Source organism: Bradyrhizobium sp. BRP20 (genome assembly GCF_020194215.1).
GTDB classification, from domain to species: Bacteria; Pseudomonadota; Alphaproteobacteria; order Rhizobiales; family Xanthobacteraceae; genus Bradyrhizobium; species Bradyrhizobium yuanmingense.
In genome coordinates, this window is the sequence record NZ_JADYVY010000004.1 from 292,984 (window position 1) to 313,982 (window position 20,999).

The window sequence follows — 20,999 nt, forward strand, 5'->3', positions numbered from 1 at the left end:
AGGCCCGTATTGTCGAGGATGACCGCCCACCAAAGCTAACGGGGACGATCCAACCGGACTTAAGCACCGAACCGGGCAATTTGAACCCGGCCGGCCGCTTCAGGGTTCGCACTGCCAATGATTCCCCAAACCGTCGCAATTTGGCGCTACCTTTCTGACTGCCGGCGATCACGGCCGGACACGGAGGACGATCATGGTCACGACTTTGCCGGCGCTCCGCCGCGCGGGCCTGGTGTTGGCGGTGTCGGCTTTCGCGTTCGTCGGCCTTGCACACGCAGATGATGCGCCGCAGCCGCGCTCCGAGGCGGCCGCGCCGGCCGGACAGAAGGGGGGCCGCGGCGGTGGCGCACAAGGCGCGCCGCAGACGTCGTCGTCCGCGGCCGAGCCGCACCGTCTGCCGCCGGATTCGACCACGAAACAGACGCTCGATCTGCCCGGCCGGACCCTCAACTTCACGGCCACCGCCGGGTCGATCCGCGTGTTCGATGGCAAAGGCGAGCCGTTGGCCGACATCGCCTATACGTCCTACCAGCTCGACGGTGCCGAGCGCGCCACGCGTCCGGTGACGTTCCTGTTCAACGGCGGGCCCGGTGCGTCCTCGGCCTGGCTTCAGTTCGGCGCGGCCGGGCCGTGGCGGTTGCCGCTCGATGGCGAGGCCCTGTCGCCGTCGGCCTCGCCCGAGGTGAAGCCGAACGCGGAGACCTGGCTCGACTTCACCGATCTCGTCTTCATCGACCCCGTCAGCACCGGCTACAGCCGCTTCGTGGCGAGCGGCGAGGATGCCCGCAAATCGTTCTACTCCGTCGACGGCGACGCCAACTCGATCGCGCTCGTGATCCGCCGCTGGCTCGAAAAGCACGAGCGGCTGACTTCGCCGAAATACGTCGCCGGCGAAAGCTATGGCGGCATTCGCGGCCCCAAGGTCTTGCGCCAGTTGCAGCTCCAGCACGGCGTCGGCGTCAGGGGCTTGATCCTGGTCTCGCCGCTCTTGGATTTCCGCGAGTTCACCGGCACGAGCCTCCTGCAATATGTCGCGACGCTGCCGAGCTACGTGGCAGTGGCGCGCGAAGCCAAACGTCCAGTCAAGCGCGCCGACCTCGCCGACGTCGAAGCTTATGCGCGCGGCGAATTCCTGACCGACCTCGTCAGGGGCGAGGCGGACAAGGAGGCAACGACGCGTCTGGCCGACAAGGTCGCCGAACTCACCGGCATCGACCAGGCGGTGAGCCGCCGCCTCGCCGGCCGCTTCGACGTCGGTGAATTCCGCCGCGAATTCGACCGCAAGAACGGCAAGGTGACCGGACGCTACGATGCCTCGGTGCGCGGCTTCGATCCCTATCCGGATTCGAGCAGCTCGCGCTTCGGCGATCCCTCCGGCGATCCGCTCCAGGCACCGCTGACGAGCGCCGCGGTCGACGTGCTCTCGCGCAAGCTCAACTGGCGGCCCGGCGGCTCATATGAAGTCCTGAACGGCGCCGTCGAAGGTCAATGGGATTTCGGCCGCGGCATCAACCCGCCGCAATCGGTTTCCGAACTGCGCCAGATCCTCGCCACCGATGCGAAGCTGAACGTGCTGGTCACGCACGGCCTGTTCGATCTCGCCACGCCCTATTTCGCAACGAGGCGGGTGCTCGACCAGTTGCCGGCCTTCGTGACGCAGCGCGTGAAGTTCGTGGTCTATCCCGGCGGCCACATGTTCTATTCGCGCGACGGATCGCGGCAGGCGTTCCGAAGCGAGGTCGAGGCGCTCATTCGGGAGTAGGCCGGCGCTTGCGCGGCGGATACCGGCGCGCGATCTCGCGTGCGACGACTTTTTTTGGCTTCACGTTCGCGCCGGCAATCCAGATGTCGCTGATCTTGCCGCGCTTGTCACGGATTCGGCGCACCGGCTCGCCGTGGCTGGAATAGCCGGCAGCCCAGGCGAGCTTGCCGGTGTCGCGGCCGGTCACTTCGATTTCGGCGGCATCCATGAACGGGTTGTTGAATTGCGGGTTGGCGACGAGCACGCGGTCGCCGGCGGGGACGAGATCGGTCGCGCCCCAGATCGTCCACCAGCGCCCGGTCCAGTCGCGCAGGCGCCGGTCGGGTGCGCCGCGGGTCTGGAAGACGCGCAGGATCTGCATCGCGCCGTCCATCCAGAACGGCGCCGCGCCGTCGATCGAGTTGCTGAGGATGCTGATTGCAAGCTCGCAAGCGGGAATGGAGCAGGTCCGCGAGATATAGCCCTGGAAACCGCCGCCATGGCCGAACCAGTCCCAGCCGTCGGTCTTGCCGGCATTGACCCCCAAGCCGTAATAGGCCTCGACGCTCTGCGGGATGCGCCAATGATTTCGTGTCATCTCACGGCGGCTCGCGACCGACAGCACGCTCTTCTTCGCGTTGGGCGCCAGCTGCGCGAAGAAGCGGGCGGTGTCGGCGGAGGTGGCGACGAAGCCTGCGGCAGATGCCATTGCATGTGCGGGATTGTCGCCGGGGATCACGCAGCGCTCGCCAAACGGCACTCTTCGCGTGTGGCCGCGCGCGAAGGCTGCGCCCTTGGGAAGCGGTGCGTCCGGTTCGGTCTCGCGCAGGCCGGCCGGCGCAATGATCTCGCGCTTGATCCAGACGGAGTAGGGCTCCTTCGCAACAGCCTCGATCACGAGGCCGAGCAGGCCAAAGCCGTGATTAGAATATTTGAAGCGTGTGCCGGGGTCGATCGCGGTCGGCAGCTTCAATTCTGCAAGCAGCTCCTTGGCATCGAGATAGGGGCGGCTGTCGATGAACTGGCCGGAATCGGCGCCGTCGCGCGTCAGCCCCGCGCTGTGCGACAGCACTTGCGCGATCGTGGTCTCGGCGACGCGCGGATCGAGGCCGCCGACATATCGGCCGACATGGTCGTCGAGCCGGAGCTTGCCCCGCTCGCGCAGCTTCATGATGCCGGCCGAGGTGAAGCTCTTGGAGTGCGAGGCGATGCGGAAGCGATGGCGCGGGGTGAGCTTCTCGCCGGTGTCGAGATTGGCGAGGCCGAACGCATGCTCGGCGACGACCTCGCCGCGATGAGCGAAAGCCACGATGACGCCCGGCTGCTGGATCGTCGTCAGCTGGTATTCGATCCAGGAGCCGATGTAGTCGATCGCGGATCGCAGCCACGTATCCATTGCGCTACCGGTTTGCGAGGGAGGTCGGTGCGAAAGCTAGCCGAGAAAGCAGAACGGGCACAACCTGAAAGGTTGTGCCCGATCGCGTCGTTCGAAGATGCGATGCCTTCAGTAGACGAGCGTCGCGCCGGTCGGCTTGTCGAGCGCTTCGGCCAGCGAGCGATATTCCGAGCTGCCGGTGCCGGCGAGCGAGGCGATCTTGTCGAGGTGGTATTGCGCCTGCTCGCGGTTGCCCTGCTCGAGCTGCCAGAGGCCGTAATATTGCCAGGTGCGGACGTGGTTCGGATCGTCCTTCAGCGCCAGCTCATAATAGGCCTTCGACGACTGGTAGTCGCCGAGCTTGCGATAGGAGTAGCCGATCAGGTTGGCGACGTCGGCGACGTCGTTGCGCTTGAGCGACTTCAGCTGGTCGATCGCGCCCCTGTAATCGTGCTTGTCGTAGATCGCGGCGTAGGCGGTGCGGTAGGCCGCGAGGAATTTGGGGTCGCTGACGGAAGAGCTCTTCTTCTTGCCCTTCTTGGTCGAGGTGTCCGATTTCGGCGGCGACGAAGGGTCGTCGCCGGCGGCGGCATACGCGCTGGACAGCACCGGCGCGGCCGCCAGTGTCATGGCGACGAGTCCCGGCACAACGAGCATTGAGAGTTTGCGCATCTAAGTTCTCCGGTATGGAACGTGGCGATCCTACACGATTGCCCGAAGACCGGAACACCTCTCGGGCAAAAACATTCCCGCGTCGCACGATCGATTCGCCCGGCCGTGGATGACAAACGTGTCATCGAGATGAACGGAAGCCCGCTGAGGGCTTCAGACTGGGTTCAGTGCCCCGCGCCTAGGCTCCTCCCCACGATCGATGGGCGGGCGAGAGGGCGCCGCCTGGATGATCTTCCAAGAGGAGACCACCATGTTGAAGACCATTTCTGCAGCCTTGCTCGCAACCTCCGTGATCGCAGCCCCGGCGTTCGCCGCCGAGGCCGGCAAGACCACCACAGCCGCGCCGGTGATCAAGGCCGACCAGAGCCAGACCAAGGCGGCGACCACTGCCGCAAAACCGGAAGCCGGCGTCAAGGCCGACGCCAAGACGGACGTGAAGACGACGGACGCGAAGGCTTCCGATGTCAAGACGGACGCCAAGGTGGATGGCAAGTCGAAGGCAATGGACGCCAACGCCGCGGTCACCACCGACCAGCACAAGAGCGTGAGCAAGCATCGCCATCACGACAAGCAGGTCACGGCCAAGGAGTCGCAGAAGGCGCAGCCGGATGTGACCAAGCCCGCGACGTCTGATAAGCGCAACTGACGACTGATCCCGCGCGGCGGCATCCCTGGCATTGCCCGCCGCCGCGCGCGGACGTCAGGCCTGGCCCGTTGCCACGCCTCGGGCGGAAGCCCGAGATTTCGGCGGCTGGCCGGTGCGCTGTTTGCGCGCTGCAAGCGAATTCCCTTCATCCCGGCTTGGGGCTAGAACGTCTCCTGATCTGTTCGAGCGGAGAGCGGGGCCTGTGGGGCGATTGGCGAGATGTGCGGTGATCCTGGCGTTGCCGCTGGCGCTTACGGCATGTTTCGGCAGCGACAGTGACCGTCCGACTTTCATGGGCGGGACCCAGGCCGGCGGGCCGCAGCCGTTTCCCGACAATTTCCGGAACGACACGGTGGCGTTGATGCGGGCCTATCTCAACAATCCGGTCGGCGTGCGCAATGCCGCCATGGCCGAGCCGGTACAGCGCGAGGTCGGCGGCCGGCAGTTCTATGTGAGCTGCCTGCACTTCACCCCGCGCGAGACGGATGGGAGCTACAAGGGCATGCGCGAGCGGGCCGTGATCTTCGTCAACGGCCGGGCGGACCGCGTGGTCGACCAGACCAGCGATCTCTGCGCCGGTGCGGTTTACGCACCGTTTCCGGAACTGGAAAAGATGACGCGGTAGCGCAAAGGCAGCCTTTATCGCCCGGTGTTAGACAGAAGGAGCCGGAGCCGCTGGATCACATTTCGGCGAGCTTTGAACGGGGTGGTTTCGTCTTGCGACAAATCGTGGCGGCGGCCTTGCGCAGCCGAATTGACGGAACAAATTCGTGTTGTTGCCACGCCGTCACAGTCACGAACGATCAACGTTCCGGCATTGCCGCGAAGCAACCCAATTCACGCCACGTTGTTTCCCGAGTGTCGTAATGAAAGAACGGGGATGATCATGAAGTCGATCTTGCTGGGTGCAGCAGCTCTGCTGGCGCTGGTTGCGCCGGCCGCAGCGGCCGACATGCAGCCGCGCGCCTATACCAAGGCTCCGGTCACGCCGCCGCAGGTTATCTATAACTGGACCGGTTTCTATATCGGCGGCCATCTCGGCGGCGCGTTTGCCGGCGACAACACCTTCCAGTCGAGCGATGCGCGTTTCCTGGGCGGCGTGCAGGGCGGCTTCGACTACCAGTTCGCGCCCAACTGGGTGGTGGGTATCGAGGCCCAGTATTCCTGGCTGCCGACCAACAACAATGGCGCCATCTTCCCGCTGGGCACGCAGGTGACATCCAACACCGACCAGATCGGGTCGGTGACCGGTCGCGTCGGCTACACCTGGGGACCGACGCTGCTTTACGCCAAGGGCGGTTATGCCTGGCGCAATAACGGCCTTGGCGTGAACATCGCCGGGGTGCCGCAGGCCTTCACTACCACCGGCAACAACAAGGACGGCTATACGGTCGGCGCCGGCCTCGAATACATGTTCGCGCCAAACTGGTCGGCCAAGGCCGAGTACCAGTATTACAATTTCGGCAGCACCACCTTCACCTCCGGCCCGGCTGACATCGTTGGCGTTCGTGGCCGGGAGGACGAGCATACCGTCAAGGCCGGGGTGAACTACCGCTTCGGCTGGGGCGGCCCGGCCGCCTCGCGGTACTGACGGTCAGCGCCGACCCAAGACCTGAAGATCCAAGACCTTGAAATCGAAGACCTGACAAAGGCCGGCTCCGCCGGCCTTTCGTCTGCCGGCCTCCCGCCTCCGGCGCCTGTTTCTTTGCATTCCGTGAACCATTTGGCGCGTCATTTGCTTGCAAACGATGCTGGCGCGCCTTCTCACGCGCGTCATGGGGCTGGCGTAAAGCAAAAATAATTTTTGCGGTTTACGGAACTCGCGCTCCGGAACGCGTTATATGACAATTACCGGGCAGGTGGGACGACGGACATGCGTATCTTGGTGTCGGCAGTGGTGCTCTCGTTCTTCGGCTGCCTGCCGTGCTCTGCACAGACAATCCTCAGATCCGAGCCTCTGATGTTGGCACCGTACGAAGTTGCCTTCGTCAAGGACGCTTCATGTCCGTCGGGCAAGGTCATGAAGGTCACCGGCGCCATCCGCGGGCTGCACCGCCGCAAGGCCTGCGTGACTATGCCGGGCGAGCAGGCCTCGCTTGTGGCGGCCACTCCCTGAGCTTTCGCTCCGGCTCCGTGCCGGAGCTCAGGAATTCAGCTCGAGCTCCATTCTGGACTGCCGATCAGCCTCCGCCTTGTTCTTGGCGGGGTCCTCGCCTTGGGCCGCTTGGCACGGCTCGATCTTGTAATCATTGTCGAGCACCCGGCGCGGTCCCGGCCGCTCGTCGTCCGCCGTCACGTCCACGACGAGACCACTCCGCTCGGCGAGCTTCCAGACGTCGGCCTCGCTCGGATAGGACTTGCTGATTTGGGCGTCATTGCAGAAGAGGGCGTAGGGCATGCATCCCGACTCCAGGAATGCCCGTTAACGAGCTTACGGGGGGAGGGTTCCGGCCACCCGCCCGATCACGCGCCCGTGATCGTCTTGGACGGCCCTTGAGTCCTTAATGAGTCCTGAATCCCGGAAAAAAGAATCCCTGGGACTCTTCGGCCGGAATCAGCGGATGTTTTCGGCCATGACGAGCGACCTGAACACATCCTGCGGGCACATGCTCCTGCCGCTCACGCTGGCGCTGTTCGGCGCCTGCGCGGCCAATCTCTGGCTGGTCTGGTCGTGGTTGTAGGGTCCTGGCTGTAGACCCCTGGCCGGGCCTTATTTTTCGGCCGGCGGACCTGAGGCGTCGCGGATGGCTGCACGCAATTTGGTCAGGGTCGCCGCACAATATTCCTCACGTTCGCGCTCGAAGCGCTCCTGGTGCTTGCGGAAATTGGCGATGCGGGCCTGCATCTCGGCACGGAATTCGCCGCTCGTCCGCGTCGGCAGAGGCGCGGGCCGCGGCGGAAGGGGGGCTTGCGGCGGTTCGATCTCGACGGTGACCGCCTCCACGGTTACGATCTCCATCGCGACGGCCGGGCCAGATGCGGGCGCCTCCGGCTGGAGGACATCATCCTTCCTGCCGGTCACCGATTGGACGAAAGCCAGCGTCTGCGCGATCAGTGCGTCGCGCTCCCTGATCCATTTCATGATCCACCTCAGCCGCGCGTATTCCAGCAAAGCGGCTGCTTCGAATCAAGGCTGTTTGCAAGGGTTGCATATTTTTCCCGGTAGCCCGACACTGGGCAGATGGATGCATCGAAAGAAAGACCGAACGAGGCGGAGGGCCTGAGGCTCATCCGCGCGTTCCTGACGCTGCCGCCCGACAAGCGGGCGGAGGTCATCGCGTTTGTCGAGGAATTGGCGCGTGTCCACGGCCGGCCCGAGGAGGGCGCCAAGGCCTCGCCGAGGTGAGCAAGGCCTGGCCGAGGTGAGCGCTACCGCTCGCGCGGATTGACGTTGGGCTCGAACGGCGCGCCGACCACCCGAACCGGGATCTGAGCTGGCGTGCGCGGAGTGGGGTCGATCACGGCTCTATCGGCGACCAGCTTATCGGGCGCCCGCCCCGGCGCCGGCTCGAACAGCGCCAGCGTCCCGGCCACGGCGCTGCAGCACAGCATCACCGTCGCCAGCAGAATCATGTTTCGGTTTTCTTCCCGGATCCGCATGCGCCGACAACGGCTGGCGCCGGAGCCGGTTCCGGGCCGGCGATTTTCGATGCGAAAACGGGGGCTTTAGATCGCGCCTAGTGCGACAGCACCAAGCCGAGCGCGAGCACGAACAGCATGGCCGTCGCGACGACGGCCGTCATCGCGCCGGTTTCGAACAGTTCGCCTGGGTTGTATAGTGCGCGCGCGCCGCAAAAGGCTCGCCCAATGACCGCCGATCGTCCCCCCGTGCTTGCGCACGAACGCTTCGTTGCCGACCGTGACAATTTCTCAGGGCTGGATCTCGCCGCACGGTTCGCGCGGATCGAGCGGACCAACCTCTGGGGCGCGGCCACTTCGGTGTCCGGCCTCGGCTCGGAGGATGTCGCCACAGCCGCAATCCAGGAGGCGCTGCCTGCATTGCTGCAACGGCTCGGCGCGCGCTCGCTGCTCGATGCGCCCTGCGGCGATGCAGGTTGGATCGGCCGGCTCGAGCTCGATATCGATTACACCGGCATCGACATCGTACCGGCGCTGATCGAGGCAAACCGCTGGCGTGTCGCAGCTGACGGTTCGTCCGGTCGGTTTCTCGTTGCTGACATCACGCGCGATGCGCTGCCGCACGCCGACGTCATTCTCTGCCGGGATTGCCTGGTGCATCTGAGCTTTGCGAACATCTATCGCGCGCTCGCGCAATTTCGGATGAGCGGCGCGCGCTTCCTGCTCGTCACGACCTTTCCGGAGTGGGACGACAATCACGATTGCGAGGATGGCGACTGGCGCGCGCTCAACATGGAGAAAGCGCCGTTCGGCTGGCCGGCACCGCAGGCACTGATCGACGAGCGTTGCGAGGAGGGCGGTGGCGGCTGGCGCGACAAGAGCCTCGGGCTCTGGCGGCTGGATGAGCTGTCGGAGAATAGCTTCGCGTCAGAAGCTGGTGCCGGCTGAGGGGATTGAACCCCCGACCTTCGGTTTACAAAACCGCTGCTCTACCGCTGAGCTAAGCCGGCGATGCCTCAAGAGGCAGGGCAGAGCTCGGCTCGCGCCGGGCCCCGTCTACCCGTGCGCGCCGCAATAGCAGACTTGATCGGAAAGTGCCAGAACCGGCAGGTCGTCGTCGCAGGACGTGAATCGGGCGGCCGCGCGGGCCGCCCGATGTGTCGCGTTCGGCTCAAGCCGGCTTACTGGCAGAGCTGCCGGCGGCCGTCTGCGCCCTTGAAGTACGTGCCGGGCGTACAGACGAAGCCGTTGCGCTGGGCATAGGTGCGCCTGTCCCAGCTACGATTGTCCCAGCCGCGGTCCCACGAATTGTCATAGGCGTAGGAATTGTCCGAACCTCGGAATGGGGCGGTGGCAATCGCGCCGGCGGTGCCGATCGCGGCGCCCGCGACGCCGGCCGCCGTCCCGACAGCGCCCGCCGCAACGTCGGTCGGCCAGAAGCCAGTGGGGCTTCTGTTCCAGTCGTTATTCCAGTCGCGGTTGGTCTGGCGATAGGCCGCGCGGCGGTGGCGGTAGCCGCTCTCGGTGGTGGCCTGTCCCGGTCCGAAGGTCTGGCAATTGGCGTTCGGGAATTGCGCCGAGCAGCGGCCCTGATTGGTGACGACGGTCTGCGCCATGGCAGAGCCTGCCAGCATGGTCGCTGCGATCGCCGTGGCCCCGAGAAGCTTGATGGTCATGGTTGTTCGCTCCCATTTTGTGGACAGGAGCTAAACGCTGACGGCGCAGGACGTTCCGATGCAACCTTGGGATTTTTCGGAGGCGAGCCGTCAAACCGATGTGAGCAGCATGCGTTGTTCCAGCCGCGCGGTTCCGCGCCGTTAACGCTTCGCTAGCTCGCCGTGCAGCATTTGAGCGGCGCGCAATCCTTGCACGTTAGGCTTACCGGAATTTGGTGAGCAGGCCTTAACTCTCTCTGCGTCGCGATCGGATAGGTTGCGCCCGGATAACCGGGGTCTCCTCATGCGTGCCGTGGCGCTCGCCGCCTTTCTGATCGGACTGCCTGCAACCGCGTTTGCAGCCGGCTTCGAGATCGTCGTTCCCGGCCGTCCCGGCGTGCCTGTCATCATCAACAACATCGACGCGTCCTATGCCGTCGTCGAGGGCACCTGGGGCCTCGGCAAGGGCCAGCAGGTGCAGCCCACGATCTATGGCGGACGCTATATCGCCGAGCGGCAGCCCGACAACGTCGGCCATTATTATCCGACGCTGGGCCTGCGGCCAGGCTACGGCCGGCTCGAGGTCGAGCCGCCGGCGAACCGCAAATTGCCCAAGCCCGCCGAGAGCTACCACCAGAGCTGGGGTGCCTCGTCCGCGCCGCTGCCGGCGCAGATGGATCCGCCCGTCGATCCGCCGCCGGTGATCTACGCGCCCGAGATCAACGACCGTCCTCGGCCCCCGCGGCCGCGGCCGCGCACAGAGATACCCGGCAGGCCGCCGGGTTGAGAAACGTGAAAACCAAAAACGGAAATCAACAGGAGAGAGTAATGCGTCAAATGATTTCGGGACTGGTCGCGGCAACTGCCGTGATGTTCGCCGCCACCGTGCCGGCCGCGGCCTGCGGCTTCAGCACATGCGCGCCCGTTGCGCCGGTCTATGCCGGCTGCAACACCGGATGCGGCGGATATGGTTATGGCTACGGCTACGGCGCCTATGAGCGTCTCGCCGAGCCGACCACGCAGTATTATTACGTCAACCAGGGTCCGACCTATACCGGTCCGGGCGCCTTCGCGCCGTACCCGACCTATCGCGAGGACGCGGTCGTCGCGCCCGCCAATTACGGCTATGGCTATGGCTATCGTGCCGCTGCGGTCGCGCCGCCGGCCGCTTATCCCTATCGCCGTCCGTACTTCCGTCCCTATCGCTACGGCTACGGCCCGCGCTACGGCTATCTGCCGCGCGTGAACTACGGCCATGCTCACCGCTACGGCTACGCCCACCGCCACGGCCACGCCCACCGCCACGCGCCGCATTATTATGGCGGTCACCGCGTGCTGCGCCGCTATTACTGATCTCTGATCGGTTGAGATTGGCGAAGCGCCCGTTCGCGTGATGCGGACGGGCGTTTTGCTTTCTCTTCAAAACAACCCCATGCACAGTAGCCGGGAACAGTGAAATCAAGGACTTGAAGCGCAATGTGCCCGAGATGAGCGAGCATCGCTCATTAGCTCATTGTTCGAACTCCAAATTTCGGAAAAACAGAGACTTCGATTGATCCGTCGGGCAAAACAGGCGTAGTCTAGCATCGTCCGGATATGCGCGGCGCCTAAAGCGCTAGCGCTTCATCAGCCCCAGCCGGCTCGCGCCGACATAGAGCGAGAGTACGGCCGCATTCGAGACGTTGAGGCTCTTGATCTCGCCGGGCATGTCGAGCCGCGCCACGACGCTGCAGGTCTCGCGCGTCAATTGCCGCAAGCCTTTGCCTTCGGCGCCGAGCACCAGCGCGAGCGGCTCGCGCAGTGTGACGTTCGAGAGGTCCTCGGTACCTTCGCTGTCGAGACCGACGGTCTGGAAGCCGCGCTCGTTCAACGCCGTTAAGGCGCGGGCGAGATTTTGCACCGTGACGACAGGCACAAGCTCCAGCGCGCCGGAGGCGGCCTTGGCGAGCACGCCCGTCGCCTCGGGGCTGTGACGCGCGGTGGTCACGATCGCCTTCACCGCGAAGGCCGCTGCAGAGCGCAGAATGGCGCCGACATTGTGCGGATCGGTGATCTGGTCCAGCACCAGCACCATGCCTTCCTGCTTGAGCGTCTCGATGTCCGGCGAGGGCAGGGGATCGGCCTCGGCGAGCAGGCCCTGATGCACGGCGTCGGGCGAGAGCAGGCGGTCGATCTCCTGGGGACGGACGATCTCGGGCGCGATGCGGGTCGCGATGTTTTCCTCCGCCAGCCGCCGCGCGGCGTTCTCGGTTAGCGTCAGCTTGCGGATCCGCCGCTGCGGGTTGGCGAGGGCCATGGTGACGGTGTGCCAGCCATAGAGAATGACCGGGCCGTCGCCTTGCGAATCGCGGTCGCGCCAAGCCGGCCGGCCGGCCGATTTTCCGGGTCTGTTGAAGGGCTTAGCCCCGCCGCGAGCCCCCTTGGGGCCGAATTTTCGATCCTTCATGGGCTCGCTTCTGTCATGGGTTCCGGAATATGGCAATTTCGGTGCCTGTGAGGGCGATTTTAGCTGCTTGCCTCGGTTGACTTTGCCCCACCGCTTCGCCCATAAACGCGCCCGGTCGCGCCCCGATCCGGGTTGCCGCGGCCTTCACGTTCCATGGCCGTCTTCGGTCCGCCGGCAAGGTCCGGCCCGATTGTGCTGCCGTCGAGCGGGGGAGTGTCCCGAGTGGCAAAGGGAGCTGACTGTAAATCAGCCGCCTCATGGCTTCGCAGGTTCGAGTCCTGCCTCCCCCACCAGCCTTCGCTCGCTTCGCGAGCTACGGCTAGGCAAGCCAGCATAAGTGCTCGTGGCGCGAAGTGAGCGAAGGCTGTCGCGCCGTAGCCCGCAGGGCGTAGGCGGACTGGGACTGTTTCTCAAGCCCGCTACCCCATCATCTCCCGCACCATCGGCACCACCTTCCGCCCGTAAAGCTCGATGCTCCGCATCAGCTTCTCGTGCGGCAAGGGCCCCGCCGAATACTTCAACTGAAACCGCGAAATGCCGAGCGCCTTCGCGGTCTTCGCGATCTTGCGCGCCACCGTTTCCGGCGCGCCGACATAGAGCGAGCCGTGCTCGGCCTCATGGACGAACTCGTCGCGTCCCATCGGGGGCCAGCCGCGCTCCTTGCCGATGCGGTCGCGCATCGCCTTGTAATCGGGCCACAGCTCCTCGCGTGCCTGCGCGTCGGTCTCGGCGACGAAGCCCGGCGAATGCACGCCGATCGGCTGGGCCGGGCGACCGAACTCCCTGAAGGCCCGATGATAGAGCTCGACATAGGGCGCAAAGCGCGCGGGATCGCCGCCGATGATCGCCAGCATCAAGGGCAGATCGTAATGCGCGGCGCGCACCACCGATTGCGGACTGCCGCCGACGCCGATCCAGGTTTTCAGCTTGCCGTTCTCGACCGGCGGATAGACCAGTTGATCTTTCAGCGGCGGGCGCAGCTTGCCTTGCCAGGTGACCGGCTGCTGCGACAAGAGCGCGGCGAACAGATCGAGCTTCTCCTCGAACAGCTCTTCATATTTGCGCAGGTCGAAGCCGAACAGCGGGAAGGATTCGGTGAACGAGCCGCGGCCGAGGATCACCTCGGCGCGTCCGTTCGAGACCGCATCCAGCGTGGCAAAGCGCTGGAACACGCGGATGGGATCGTCCGAAGACAGCACCGTCACGGCCGAGCCGAGATGGATGCGCCTGGTGCGCGATGCGATCGCCGCGAGCACGGTCTCCGGCGAGGAGATCGCGAAATCGGCGCGGTGATGCTCGCCGAGACCGATGAAATCGAGACCGAGCTCGTCCGCCAGCACCGCTTCGTCGACCACGTTGCGGATCACCTGCGCATGCGGAATCATGTCGCCGGACGCATCTCTTGTGACGTCGCCAAAGGTATCCAGTCCGAATTCGAGCGGTGGGGTCATCGATCAGGTCTCTGTGGGAGGATCGGCCACATCTAAGGGACCGCAGCCCGGTCACAAGCGCACGTGCGGAAATGCTCGGTTTCCGTTTGTGGATCTTATCGCCCGATGCGCACCACCATCTTGCCGAGCGCAGCGCGCGTCTGCATCGTCTTGAATGCCGCGCGGAAATCCTCGAAGGCGAAGACTTGGCCGACCACGGGCTTCAACTGGCCATCGGCAAGCCAGTCCGTCAATTGTGACATCAGGCGCTTCTGCACATCGGGCTCGCGCGTTGGAATCTGCGCAAGATCGACACCGAGTAAGGCGCCGCCTTTCAGCAGCGGCAGATTGAACGGCAGCGCGGGAATGGCGCCGGCGGCAAAGCCGACCACGAGATGGCGTCCGCGCCAGGCGATGGAGCGAAATGCCTGCACCGAGATTTCGCCGCCAACGGGATCGAAGATCACGTCCGCGCCACGTCCTGCCGTCAACTCCTTGAGCGTGTCGCGCCAGCCGGCCTGCGTATAGTCGATCACCGCATCGGCGCCATGCGCCTGCGCAAACTCGCGCTTCTCTGGTGTTGATGCAGCCGCGATGACGCGAGCGCCGAGCAGCTTTCCAATCTGGACGGCCGCAATCCCAGTGCCGCCGGCGGCACCCAGCACGAAAAGCTGCTCGCCTGCGGCCAGCGAAGCGCGCGCGCCCAGCGCATAAAGGGCCGTCAGGTAATTGGCGCGAAACGAGGCGGCGACCTCGGCTGCGACGCCATCCGGCAGGGGATGGACCGCTTCAGGCCTAACGACGATCTCTTCGGCCAGTGCGCCCGATCGCGTCATGCCCATCACGCGCATGCCGGGTTGGTAACCGCCCGGTGGGCCGGGCGCGTCCGTCACCACCCCCGCGAACTCCGTCCCGGGAATGAAGGGCAGGGGGTCCTTGGTCTGGTAGCGTCCCTCGATCTTCAGCCCGTCGACGAAGCCAATCCCGGCAGCTTCCACCCGGATGCGCAGCTGTCCCGCCTCCATGGACGGAGGCGGTACGTCCTTCAGCTCGATCTGATCGATGGGGGCGTATTGCTCGACGACAACGGCTTTCATGTCGGACCTCTGTTGTTCCAGTTATCCTGACAGGTCTCGACACTAGCCTCTTGTGTCTACCGCCACATCCCCCGCATCCGCGCCCCGATGTCGATCTTCGGCCCCTGCGCCGCGGTGCGCGCGGCACCGCTTGCTGCCTTCGGCCAGGCGGTGCGCTCGAACAGGTAGACCAATTGCTCCGGGATGAACCGGGTGCGCGAGGCGTAGACGTGGCGGTCGCCCCTGGCGGCCTGACCGTGCACGAAGAAGCGCTGCGGCACGACGAGATGCAGATCGTCCTTGGCGCGCGTCATCGCGACATAGAGCAGGCGGCGCTCCTCCTCGATCTCGGCGCTGGTGCCGGCGCCGAGATCGGACGGCATGCAGCCGTCGACGACGTTGAGCACGAACACCGATTTCCACTCCTGGCCCTTGGCGGAGTGGATGGTGGAGAGGATCAGGTAGTCCTCGTCGCGCAGGGGTGGCCCTGATTTGTCGCTGGTCGCATCCGGCGGATCGAGCGTGAGCTCGGTCAGGAATTTCTCGCGAGAGGCATAGCCGCTCGCGATCTGCTCGAGTTGCATCAGATCGGCGCGGCGCGTCTCGGCATCCTCGTGCATGCGGTCGAGATGCGGCTCGTACCAGAGCCGCACCCGTTCGAGATCGACGGGCCATTCCGAATAGCGCAAGTTTTCGACCGTGCGGACGAAACAGGTCCAGTCCTCGCCGGTGCGCGCCGGCCCCGGCAGCCGGCCGAGCGCGGCAAGCGGGTCGGTGCTCTCCGCCATCTGGTCCAGCACGCGCTGTGCGGTCGCAGGCCCGATACCCGGCAGCAGGTGCAGGATGCGAAAGCCGGCGACGCGGTCGCGCGGATTCTCGGCGAAGCGCAACACGGCCAGCACGTCCTTGACATGCGCGGCATCCAGGAATTTCAGGCCGCCGAACTTGACGAAGGGGATGTTGCGGCGGGTCAGCTCGATCTCCAGCGGACCCGAATGCGAGGAGGTGCGGAACAGCACCGCCTGATGCTTGAGCAGCGCGCCTTGCTCGCGGTTCGCCAGCACCGCCTCGACGATGTAGCGCGCCTGGTCGGCCTCGTCGTGCACGGTGACGAGCTGCGGCTTCTGACCTGAGGTGCGGTCGGTCCAGAGGTTCTTGGTGAAGCGCTCGCGGGCGAGGCCGATCACGCCGTTCGCCGCCGACAGCACCGCCTGCGTCGAGCGGTAATTGCGGTCGAGCGTGATCATCTCCGCGCGCGGCGAGAAGCTCTGCGGAAAGTCCAGGATGTTGCGCACGGTGGCGGCGCGAAACGAATAGATCGACTGCGCGTCGTCGCCGACCACGGTGAGGCCGCGGCCGTCGGGCTTGAGCGCCAAGAGGATCGAGGATTGCAGACGGTTGGTGTCCTGATATTCGTCGACCAGCACGTGGTCGAAGCGGCCGCCGATCTCCTGAGCGATCAGCGCATCGCCCATCATCTGCGACCAATACAGCAGCAGATCGTCGTAATCGAGCACGTGCTGGGCCTGCTTGGCCTCGACATAGGCGGCGAACAGACCCTTCAGCTCGGCGGCCCAGCCCGCGCACCAGGGAAAATGCTGGGCGAGCACCTTCTCGATCTCCATCTCGGCATTGACGCAGCGGGAATAGATCGACAGGCAGGTGCCCTTGGCCGGAAAGCGGCTCTCGGTCTTCGACAGGCCGCGCTCGTGCCGGACCAGGTTCATCAGGTCGGCAGAATCCTCGCGGTCATGGATGGTGAAGGCGGGATCGACGCCGATCCGCTCGGCATATTCGCGCAGGAGCCGCGCGCCGATGCCGTGGAAGGTGCCGGCCCAGGTCAGCGCATCGCGCATGATTGCGGCGTTGTTCTCGCCCAGCACCTTGCGCGCGATGCGCTCGACCCTTCCGGCCATTTCCGCCGCGGCGCGGCGGGAGAACGTCATCAGCAGGATGCGGCGGGGATCGGCGCCTGCGACGATCAGATGCGCGACGCGGTGGGCGAGCGTGTTGGTCTTGCCGGAGCCGGCACCGGCGATGACGAGCAGGGGGCCGCCCACGGTTGCGCCGTCGGCCACGCCATGCTCGACGGCGCGGCGCTGCTCCGCATTGAGCGTGTCCAGATATGTCGCCACGAATCGCCCCGGTGAAAGGATGAGACTCGGCGATCCCGGCGCGAATCGCAATGCGGCTGGACGGAACTGGAATTAGGATTTAGGGGGATGACGGCCCTTTAGTTCCAGCACCCCATGGCGAGATGACCGAGCTCAAGCCCGAACAATTCGAGATGCGGCGGCTGGAGTCGCTCAGCAACACCATTTTCGGCGTCGCCATGACGCTGCTGGCCTACGACCTGCCGAAGGCGGCAGTGTTCAGTGGCGCACCCGACTGGAACGATCTCGCGCGGGTGTATTCCGGCAAGCTTGCCGGCTTCGCGCTCAGCTTCATCATCGCCGGGGTGTTCTGGATCAGCCATCACCGCCGACTGGCACGTCAGCCCGTCGGCAGCCGCGGCATGGTGGTCCTCAACCTTTTCTTCCTGCTCTCGATCGTGCTGCTGCCGGTCACCAATGGGCTCTACACCAACTACGCCATGAGCAGCGCGGTGGCGGTGCTCTACGGCCTGCACCTGACCACGATCGGCGGCCTCAATGCCTTGCTGTGGTGGACCATCCTGCGCGGCTGGGGCCGCGAGATCATGGCTTCGCTGTTTCCGGTCGCCGTGTTCATCCCGGGCACCATCGTTGCGGCGTTTGCGCCGCATATCGCGCCCTACATCTGGTGTTTTGCCTTTGGCGGCCTCCTGATCCAGCGCTTCTATGTCGCGCCGAACCCATCGGCCGGCACGTAAAGCTTGACCGGGCGGATCTCGTACACCGCCGTCGGATTGACCGCGCGCAGCTTCCGCGCCGCTTCGATCGCTTCCTCCTCGGTGGCGCATTGCATCAAGTGGAAGCCGAGAAGCTGCTCCTTGGTCTCGGCAAACGGCCCGTCCAGCACCATTCCCGCGCCGGGACCCCGCAAAGTGCGGGCCTTCCGGGTCTCATCCAGCCGGGCCGCCGGACCAAACTGCCCGCTGGCCCGCAGCGGCGCCTGAACCTCGATGACCTTGGCGACGACCGCGGCATCCTGCTCCGGCGTCCAGGACAGGACCTCGTCTTCCACGTGATAGGCCAGGATGGCGTACAGCATCGTCACCTCGTTCTTTTCTGCTTTTGTTTCTGCGCAAGTCCTGAGGACGTGGCACGGCGGCCCGTGCCGACACTTCCGAAGCAAAATATTGCGTGGCCCGCAAGCGGCGAAACCGTCCTGAAACCCGATTGCGTCCTCGCCGATGTGAACGCCGCCGGAACTGGTCGCGACTGATGGACCATAAACAACAAGTTCTTTGCTGGAGGCGGCAATGTCGGGTCATACCATCAAGATCATCTGCGACGCGCGGCGGGCAGGGCAGTCGGAGCCGGCCGATCTGCACGACCAGGCCGGCCATCACCGCTATTACGGCAGCTCGGCTGAGAACGGCGGTGAGCGGATCGTCGAGAGCCGGCGCGGCAAACTGCGGCGCGCGTTCAACTTCTTCGGGTTCTGAAGCCTTGCGGCGAGGCCGGCGTTCGAAATGGACGTCCTGCAGATATCGATCGCGGCGATGCCGTTCCTGCTCGCGCTGATGAGCCGGACCTCCAAGGCCATCGTCCCGTGCCTTCTGACGAGAGGTTATGTTTGAGCATGATCTTTTCGGAAAACCGCTACACACTTTTCTGGATCATGCTCTGGTCACGGTGCTGCTCGGCGAGGAGCCGCACCGCGCGGTCGTGGCCTGGTGCGTCGGCATGCTGATCGCCGCCGTCGCGCTGCGCGAGCGGCTTCGCGCCGGCTGACGCAGCATTCGTCATTGCCCGCTCAAGACCTGCTTGACCAAGGCCTCGCGTAGCGAGCCCAGCTCGCCGCTCGCCTGCATCCGAGCGATGACCTTGCCAACCTCAGGCACCAGATCGCGATGACGTTCATACAGGTAGTGGTTGCAGGCGATCCGCGCCAGCCGGATCGTGTCCTGCGCCAACGCAGGGTCAGTGGCGAGCAGCGACAGGCAGGCGACGGCTAGCCGCCAAAGTTGGCGCCTGCACACCCGGTCGCAACGATCATTGCGCGCTCGTCCCGCGAGCCATACCGGACTTTCACCGATGACATTTTAGCACGGGCAGTGATAATTTGCCCAGCAGTGCCGCTGCTGGGCGGAAGACGTGACTTGCCGACTTCGAGCTCGCGGGCCGACGGGACGTCGCTTGCATCGGGTGACGAGACGGGCGCGTCTCAGCCCATGGATTGCTCGAGACTGCAACCGCTCGACCGCAGCAGCGAGCCGCCATTTCGGGAACATGGTGCATGGCCAACGCAGCTGACGAGGACGCCAAGCGCAGCCACGCCATCGCGCCGACGGCGGCGAAGCCTGGTCTGACCGACATCGAGACGCTTGCGGCCATCGCCGAGTACGTCAGCAAATACAGCCTGACCCGGCCGCCGCCGCCGTTACGCCTGGAGCGCCGGCCGCCCTCCGATGCCGACGAGCTGGACAAGGTGATCGAGGCTTTCAATGCGATGTGCGCGAACCTCCAGCAGGCCTATGGCGAGCTGCGCGAGGCCAATGCCAATCTCGAGCGCGATTTGACCATCCGCCGGCGCGCCGAAGCGGAGGCGCGGGCGAGCGAAGAGCGTTTCCGCGACTATGCCGAAACCGCGTCCGACTGGTTCTGGGAAACCGGGCCGGACCACTGCTTCACCTATCTCTCTGACCGGGTGATCGCCTTCGGAATGGATCCCAAAGTGCGGATCGGCACGCGTCGCATCGATACTGCGCTCGATCGGGATACCGAGGCCGAGAAATGGCGCGCGCATCTGGCGACGCTGGACCGTCACGAGCCGTTCCGCAAATTCGAGTATCGCGGACGCGACACGCGCGGGCGGATGCATCATTTCAGCGTCAACGGCAAGCCGGTTTTCGACGACGATGGACGCTTCCTCGGCTACCGCGGCTCCGCGACCGACCTCACCGCGCAGCACGAGATCGAGGAGCGGCTGCGTCAGTCCCAGAAGATGGACGCGATCGGCCAGCTCACCGGCGGCGTGGCGCACGATTTCAACAACGTGCTCACGGTTATCACCGGTACGATCGAGATCATCCAGGAGGGGCTTGCGGACAAGCCCGAGCTGGCCGCGATCGCGCAATTGATCGATGATGCGGCCGCGCGCGGGGCGGAGATCACCTCGCAACTCCTGACCTTCGCGCGCCGCCAGCCGCTGGAGCCGCGCGAGATCGACGTTAACGCGCTCGTGGTCGAGACCGCGAAGCTGCTGAGGCCGATGCTCGGCGAGCAAATCGAGATCGAGACGCGGCTCGCCGACGAGGCCTGGTCCGCGATGGTGGATCCGTCGCAGCTGTCCTCCGCGATCGTCAACCTCGCCGTCAATGCGCGCGACGCGATGCCGGGCGGCGGCAAGCTCACCCTCGAAACCGCGAACCGCGAGCTCGACGGCACGGGGACCGCTGGTGAGGGCGTGCGCGGCGCCTTCGTGATGGTTGCAGTCGGCGACACCGGTCACGGCATTCCGGCCGATATCCGCGAGCGTGTTTTCGAGCCGTTCTTCACCACCAAGGGGGTCGGCCGCGGCACCGGTCTGGGGCTGAGCATGGTCTACGGCTTTGCCCGCCAGAGCGGCGGCACTGTTGCGATCGAAAGCGAGGAGGGGCGCGGCACCGTGATGCGGCTGTTCCTGCCGCGGGCAAAGGGCGAGGCGGTGGCCAGGACGGCGCCGGTTCAAGCGCCCGCCACGGCGCGCGGGCGGGAGACGATACTCGTGGTGGAGGACGATCCGCTGGTCCAGGGCTATGTCATCGCGCAACTCGGCGGCCTCGGCTACCGCACGCTCGCTGCGAGCGACGGCGCGTCCGCGCTGACGCTGGTCGACCAAGGTGCCCGATTCGATCTGCTGTTCACGGACATCATCATGCCCGGCGGCATGAACGGGCATGAATTGGCCGAAGCCGTCAGGCTCCGCCGGCCGGGCGTGAGGGTGCTCTACACCTCCGGCTATACCGACAACACCATCGTCCACGACGGACATCTCGATCCCGGCGTGGCGCTGCTGTTCAAGCCATACCGCAAGGCGGAGCTGTCGCAGAAGATTCGCGAGGTGCTTGCCGGCGAGCCGCCCGCCTGAGCCGCGGCGACAGACGAAAAAGGCGCGGCGGGGAAGCCCCGTCGCGCCCGATTTCTTGCTCGCTGGTCCAGGGCTGAGAGCGCCCCGATGCCAAGCCCTACTCAAAGCTTAGCGGGCGATCCCAGCGAGGTGACAGCGCTTGAGATAAGACACTGGATCACCT

General features: G+C 65.3%; 24 protein-coding genes, 2 tRNA genes and 1 pseudogene. 14 read left to right on the plus strand and 13 right to left on the minus strand.

What is annotated here, in order from left to right:
• Window positions 1-193 precede the first annotated feature (193 nt).
• Window positions 194-1,762 carry a S10 family peptidase gene (locus tag I6F33_RS12730; protein ID WP_225142731.1) on the plus strand — a complete coding sequence of 523 codons (1,569 nt, stop codon included), beginning with the start codon at window positions 194-196 and terminating at the stop codon, window positions 1,760-1,762.
• Here I6F33_RS12730 and I6F33_RS12735 read toward each other — a convergent pair.
• A complete protein-coding gene (locus tag I6F33_RS12735) occupies window positions 1,749-3,137 on the minus strand; it encodes a serine hydrolase (RefSeq protein ID WP_225142733.1) in 1,389 nt (462 codons plus the stop codon). The two genes, I6F33_RS12730 and I6F33_RS12735, sit on opposite strands and share 14 nt — an antisense overlap.
• A gap of 108 nt (window positions 3,138-3,245) precedes the next feature.
• Complete coding sequence (locus tag I6F33_RS12740) at window positions 3,246-3,788, minus strand: lipopolysaccharide assembly protein LapB (RefSeq protein ID WP_036010542.1); 543 nt, start codon at window positions 3,786-3,788, stop codon at window positions 3,246-3,248.
• 250 nt (window positions 3,789-4,038) lie between these two features.
• On the opposite strand from I6F33_RS12740, the gene I6F33_RS12745 reads away from it, so the two are divergent.
• The 4 genes from I6F33_RS12745 to I6F33_RS38470 all read left to right on the plus strand — a co-directional run bounded on the left by I6F33_RS12745 (window position 4,039) and on the right by I6F33_RS38470 (window position 6,550).
• Window positions 4,039-4,434: a His-rich protein BRANT gene (locus I6F33_RS12745; RefSeq protein ID WP_225142735.1), complete on the plus strand. Its 396-nt coding sequence runs from the start codon at window positions 4,039-4,041 to the stop codon at window positions 4,432-4,434.
• 229 nt (window positions 4,435-4,663) lie between these two features.
• On the plus strand, window positions 4,664-5,059 hold the full coding sequence (locus I6F33_RS12750) for a hypothetical protein (RefSeq protein WP_225142888.1): 396 nt from the start codon (window positions 4,664-4,666) through the stop codon (window positions 5,057-5,059).
• Window positions 5,060-5,320: 261 nt separating this feature from the next.
• On the plus strand, window positions 5,321-6,025 hold the full coding sequence (locus I6F33_RS12755) for an outer membrane protein (RefSeq protein WP_225142737.1): 705 nt from the start codon (window positions 5,321-5,323) through the stop codon (window positions 6,023-6,025).
• A gap of 282 nt (window positions 6,026-6,307) precedes the next feature.
• Window positions 6,308-6,550, plus strand: coding sequence for a DUF6719 family protein (locus I6F33_RS38470; protein WP_036010549.1), 243 nt, complete (start codon window positions 6,308-6,310; stop codon window positions 6,548-6,550).
• A 27-nt stretch (window positions 6,551-6,577) separates the two neighbouring features.
• On the opposite strand, the gene I6F33_RS12765 is transcribed toward I6F33_RS38470, so the two are convergent.
• Window positions 6,578-6,832 (minus strand): hypothetical protein, encoded by a 255-nt coding sequence (locus tag I6F33_RS12765; protein WP_036010552.1) that lies wholly within the window; start codon window positions 6,830-6,832, stop codon window positions 6,578-6,580.
• Window positions 6,833-7,144: 312 nt separating this feature from the next.
• A complete protein-coding gene (locus tag I6F33_RS12770; RefSeq protein ID WP_128264674.1) occupies window positions 7,145-7,516 on the minus strand; it encodes a hypothetical protein in 372 nt (123 codons plus the stop codon).
• A gap of 99 nt (window positions 7,517-7,615) precedes the next feature.
• Between I6F33_RS12770 and I6F33_RS12775 the strand changes: the two genes are divergently transcribed.
• Window positions 7,616-7,780 carry a hypothetical protein gene (locus I6F33_RS12775; protein ID WP_167361680.1) on the plus strand — a complete coding sequence of 55 codons (165 nt, stop codon included), beginning with the start codon at window positions 7,616-7,618 and terminating at the stop codon, window positions 7,778-7,780.
• A 23-nt stretch (window positions 7,781-7,803) separates the two neighbouring features.
• Here I6F33_RS12775 and I6F33_RS12780 read toward each other — a convergent pair whose 3' ends face one another.
• Complete coding sequence (locus I6F33_RS12780) at window positions 7,804-8,007, minus strand: hypothetical protein (protein WP_225142739.1); 204 nt, start codon at window positions 8,005-8,007, stop codon at window positions 7,804-7,806.
• A gap of 234 nt (window positions 8,008-8,241) precedes the next feature.
• On the opposite strand from I6F33_RS12780, the gene I6F33_RS12785 reads away from it, so the two are divergent.
• On the plus strand, window positions 8,242-8,961 hold the full coding sequence (locus tag I6F33_RS12785) for a class I SAM-dependent methyltransferase (protein ID WP_225142740.1): 720 nt from the start codon (window positions 8,242-8,244) through the stop codon (window positions 8,959-8,961).
• Here I6F33_RS12785 and I6F33_RS12790 read toward each other — a convergent pair.
• Both I6F33_RS12790 and I6F33_RS12795 read right to left on the minus strand, forming a co-directional pair.
• Window positions 8,949-9,023: transfer RNA gene (locus I6F33_RS12790), tRNA-Thr, on the minus strand. The genes I6F33_RS12785 and I6F33_RS12790 overlap by 13 nt on opposite strands.
• Window positions 9,024-9,194: 171 nt before the next feature.
• Window positions 9,195-9,689, minus strand: a complete 495-nt coding sequence (locus I6F33_RS12795) for a hypothetical protein (protein ID WP_225142742.1) — start codon at window positions 9,687-9,689, stop codon at window positions 9,195-9,197.
• Between the two features lie 283 nt (window positions 9,690-9,972).
• Here I6F33_RS12795 and I6F33_RS12800 point away from each other — a divergent pair, with 283 nt between their 5' ends.
• Complete coding sequence (locus I6F33_RS12800) at window positions 9,973-10,455, plus strand: hypothetical protein (RefSeq protein WP_109143325.1); 483 nt, start codon at window positions 9,973-9,975, stop codon at window positions 10,453-10,455.
• Window positions 10,456-10,496: 41 nt separating this feature from the next.
• Window positions 10,497-11,021, plus strand: coding sequence for a hypothetical protein (locus tag I6F33_RS12805; protein WP_225142745.1), 525 nt, complete (start codon window positions 10,497-10,499; stop codon window positions 11,019-11,021).
• Window positions 11,022-11,283: 262 nt separating this feature from the next.
• On the opposite strand, the gene rlmB is transcribed toward I6F33_RS12805, so the two are convergent.
• Entirely contained in the window at window positions 11,284-12,114 is an 831-nt protein-coding gene (rlmB, locus tag I6F33_RS12810; protein ID WP_225142747.1) for a 23S rRNA (guanosine(2251)-2'-O)-methyltransferase RlmB, read from the minus strand.
• 207 nt (window positions 12,115-12,321) lie between these two features.
• On the opposite strand from rlmB, the gene I6F33_RS12815 reads away from it, so the two are divergent.
• Window positions 12,322-12,407 (plus strand) — tRNA-Tyr (locus tag I6F33_RS12815).
• A gap of 126 nt (window positions 12,408-12,533) precedes the next feature.
• Here the strand turns inward: I6F33_RS12815 and I6F33_RS12820 are convergent.
• The 3 genes from I6F33_RS12820 to I6F33_RS12830 all read right to left on the minus strand — a co-directional run bounded on the left by I6F33_RS12820 (window position 12,534) and on the right by I6F33_RS12830 (window position 16,755).
• On the minus strand, window positions 12,534-13,565 hold the full coding sequence (locus tag I6F33_RS12820) for an LLM class flavin-dependent oxidoreductase (RefSeq protein ID WP_225142749.1): 1,032 nt from the start codon (window positions 13,563-13,565) through the stop codon (window positions 12,534-12,536).
• Window positions 13,566-13,660: 95 nt separating this feature from the next.
• Window positions 13,661-14,641: an NADPH:quinone oxidoreductase family protein gene (locus I6F33_RS12825; RefSeq protein ID WP_225142751.1), complete on the minus strand. Its 981-nt coding sequence runs from the start codon at window positions 14,639-14,641 to the stop codon at window positions 13,661-13,663.
• Window positions 14,642-14,697: 56 nt separating this feature from the next.
• On the minus strand, window positions 14,698-16,755 hold the full coding sequence (locus I6F33_RS12830; protein ID WP_225113255.1) for an ATP-dependent helicase: 2,058 nt from the start codon (window positions 16,753-16,755) through the stop codon (window positions 14,698-14,700).
• 122 nt (window positions 16,756-16,877) lie between these two features.
• Here I6F33_RS12830 and I6F33_RS12835 point away from each other — a divergent pair, with 122 nt between their 5' ends.
• Entirely contained in the window at window positions 16,878-17,471 is a 594-nt protein-coding gene (locus I6F33_RS12835) for a TMEM175 family protein (RefSeq protein ID WP_036010860.1), read from the plus strand.
• Here the strand turns inward: I6F33_RS12835 and I6F33_RS12840 are convergent.
• The gene (locus I6F33_RS12840; RefSeq protein WP_036027698.1) at window positions 17,438-17,812 is read right to left on the minus strand and encodes a YciI family protein; all 375 of its coding nucleotides are present in this window, start codon (window positions 17,810-17,812) and stop codon (window positions 17,438-17,440) included. The two genes, I6F33_RS12835 and I6F33_RS12840, sit on opposite strands and share 34 nt — an antisense overlap.
• A 211-nt stretch (window positions 17,813-18,023) precedes the next feature.
• Between I6F33_RS12840 and I6F33_RS12845 the strand changes: the two genes are divergently transcribed.
• Together I6F33_RS12845 and I6F33_RS12850 are read left to right on the plus strand one after the other, a co-directional pair.
• Window positions 18,024-18,209, plus strand: coding sequence for a hypothetical protein (locus tag I6F33_RS12845; RefSeq protein WP_036010865.1), 186 nt, complete (start codon window positions 18,024-18,026; stop codon window positions 18,207-18,209).
• A 127-nt stretch (window positions 18,210-18,336) separates the two neighbouring features.
• Window positions 18,337-18,498, plus strand: coding sequence for a hypothetical protein (locus I6F33_RS12850; protein ID WP_225142753.1), 162 nt, complete (start codon window positions 18,337-18,339; stop codon window positions 18,496-18,498).
• A gap of 11 nt (window positions 18,499-18,509) precedes the next feature.
• Here the strand turns inward: I6F33_RS12850 and I6F33_RS12855 are convergent, their stop codons facing one another.
• Window positions 18,510-18,680: a hypothetical protein gene (locus I6F33_RS12855; RefSeq protein WP_225128221.1), complete on the minus strand. Its 171-nt coding sequence runs from the start codon at window positions 18,678-18,680 to the stop codon at window positions 18,510-18,512.
• 410 nt (window positions 18,681-19,090) lie between these two features.
• Between I6F33_RS12855 and I6F33_RS12860 the strand changes: the two are divergent.
• Window positions 19,091-20,836, plus strand: a pseudogene (locus I6F33_RS12860) (ATP-binding protein); the annotation flags it as partial.
• Window positions 20,837-20,999 lie beyond the last annotated feature (163 nt).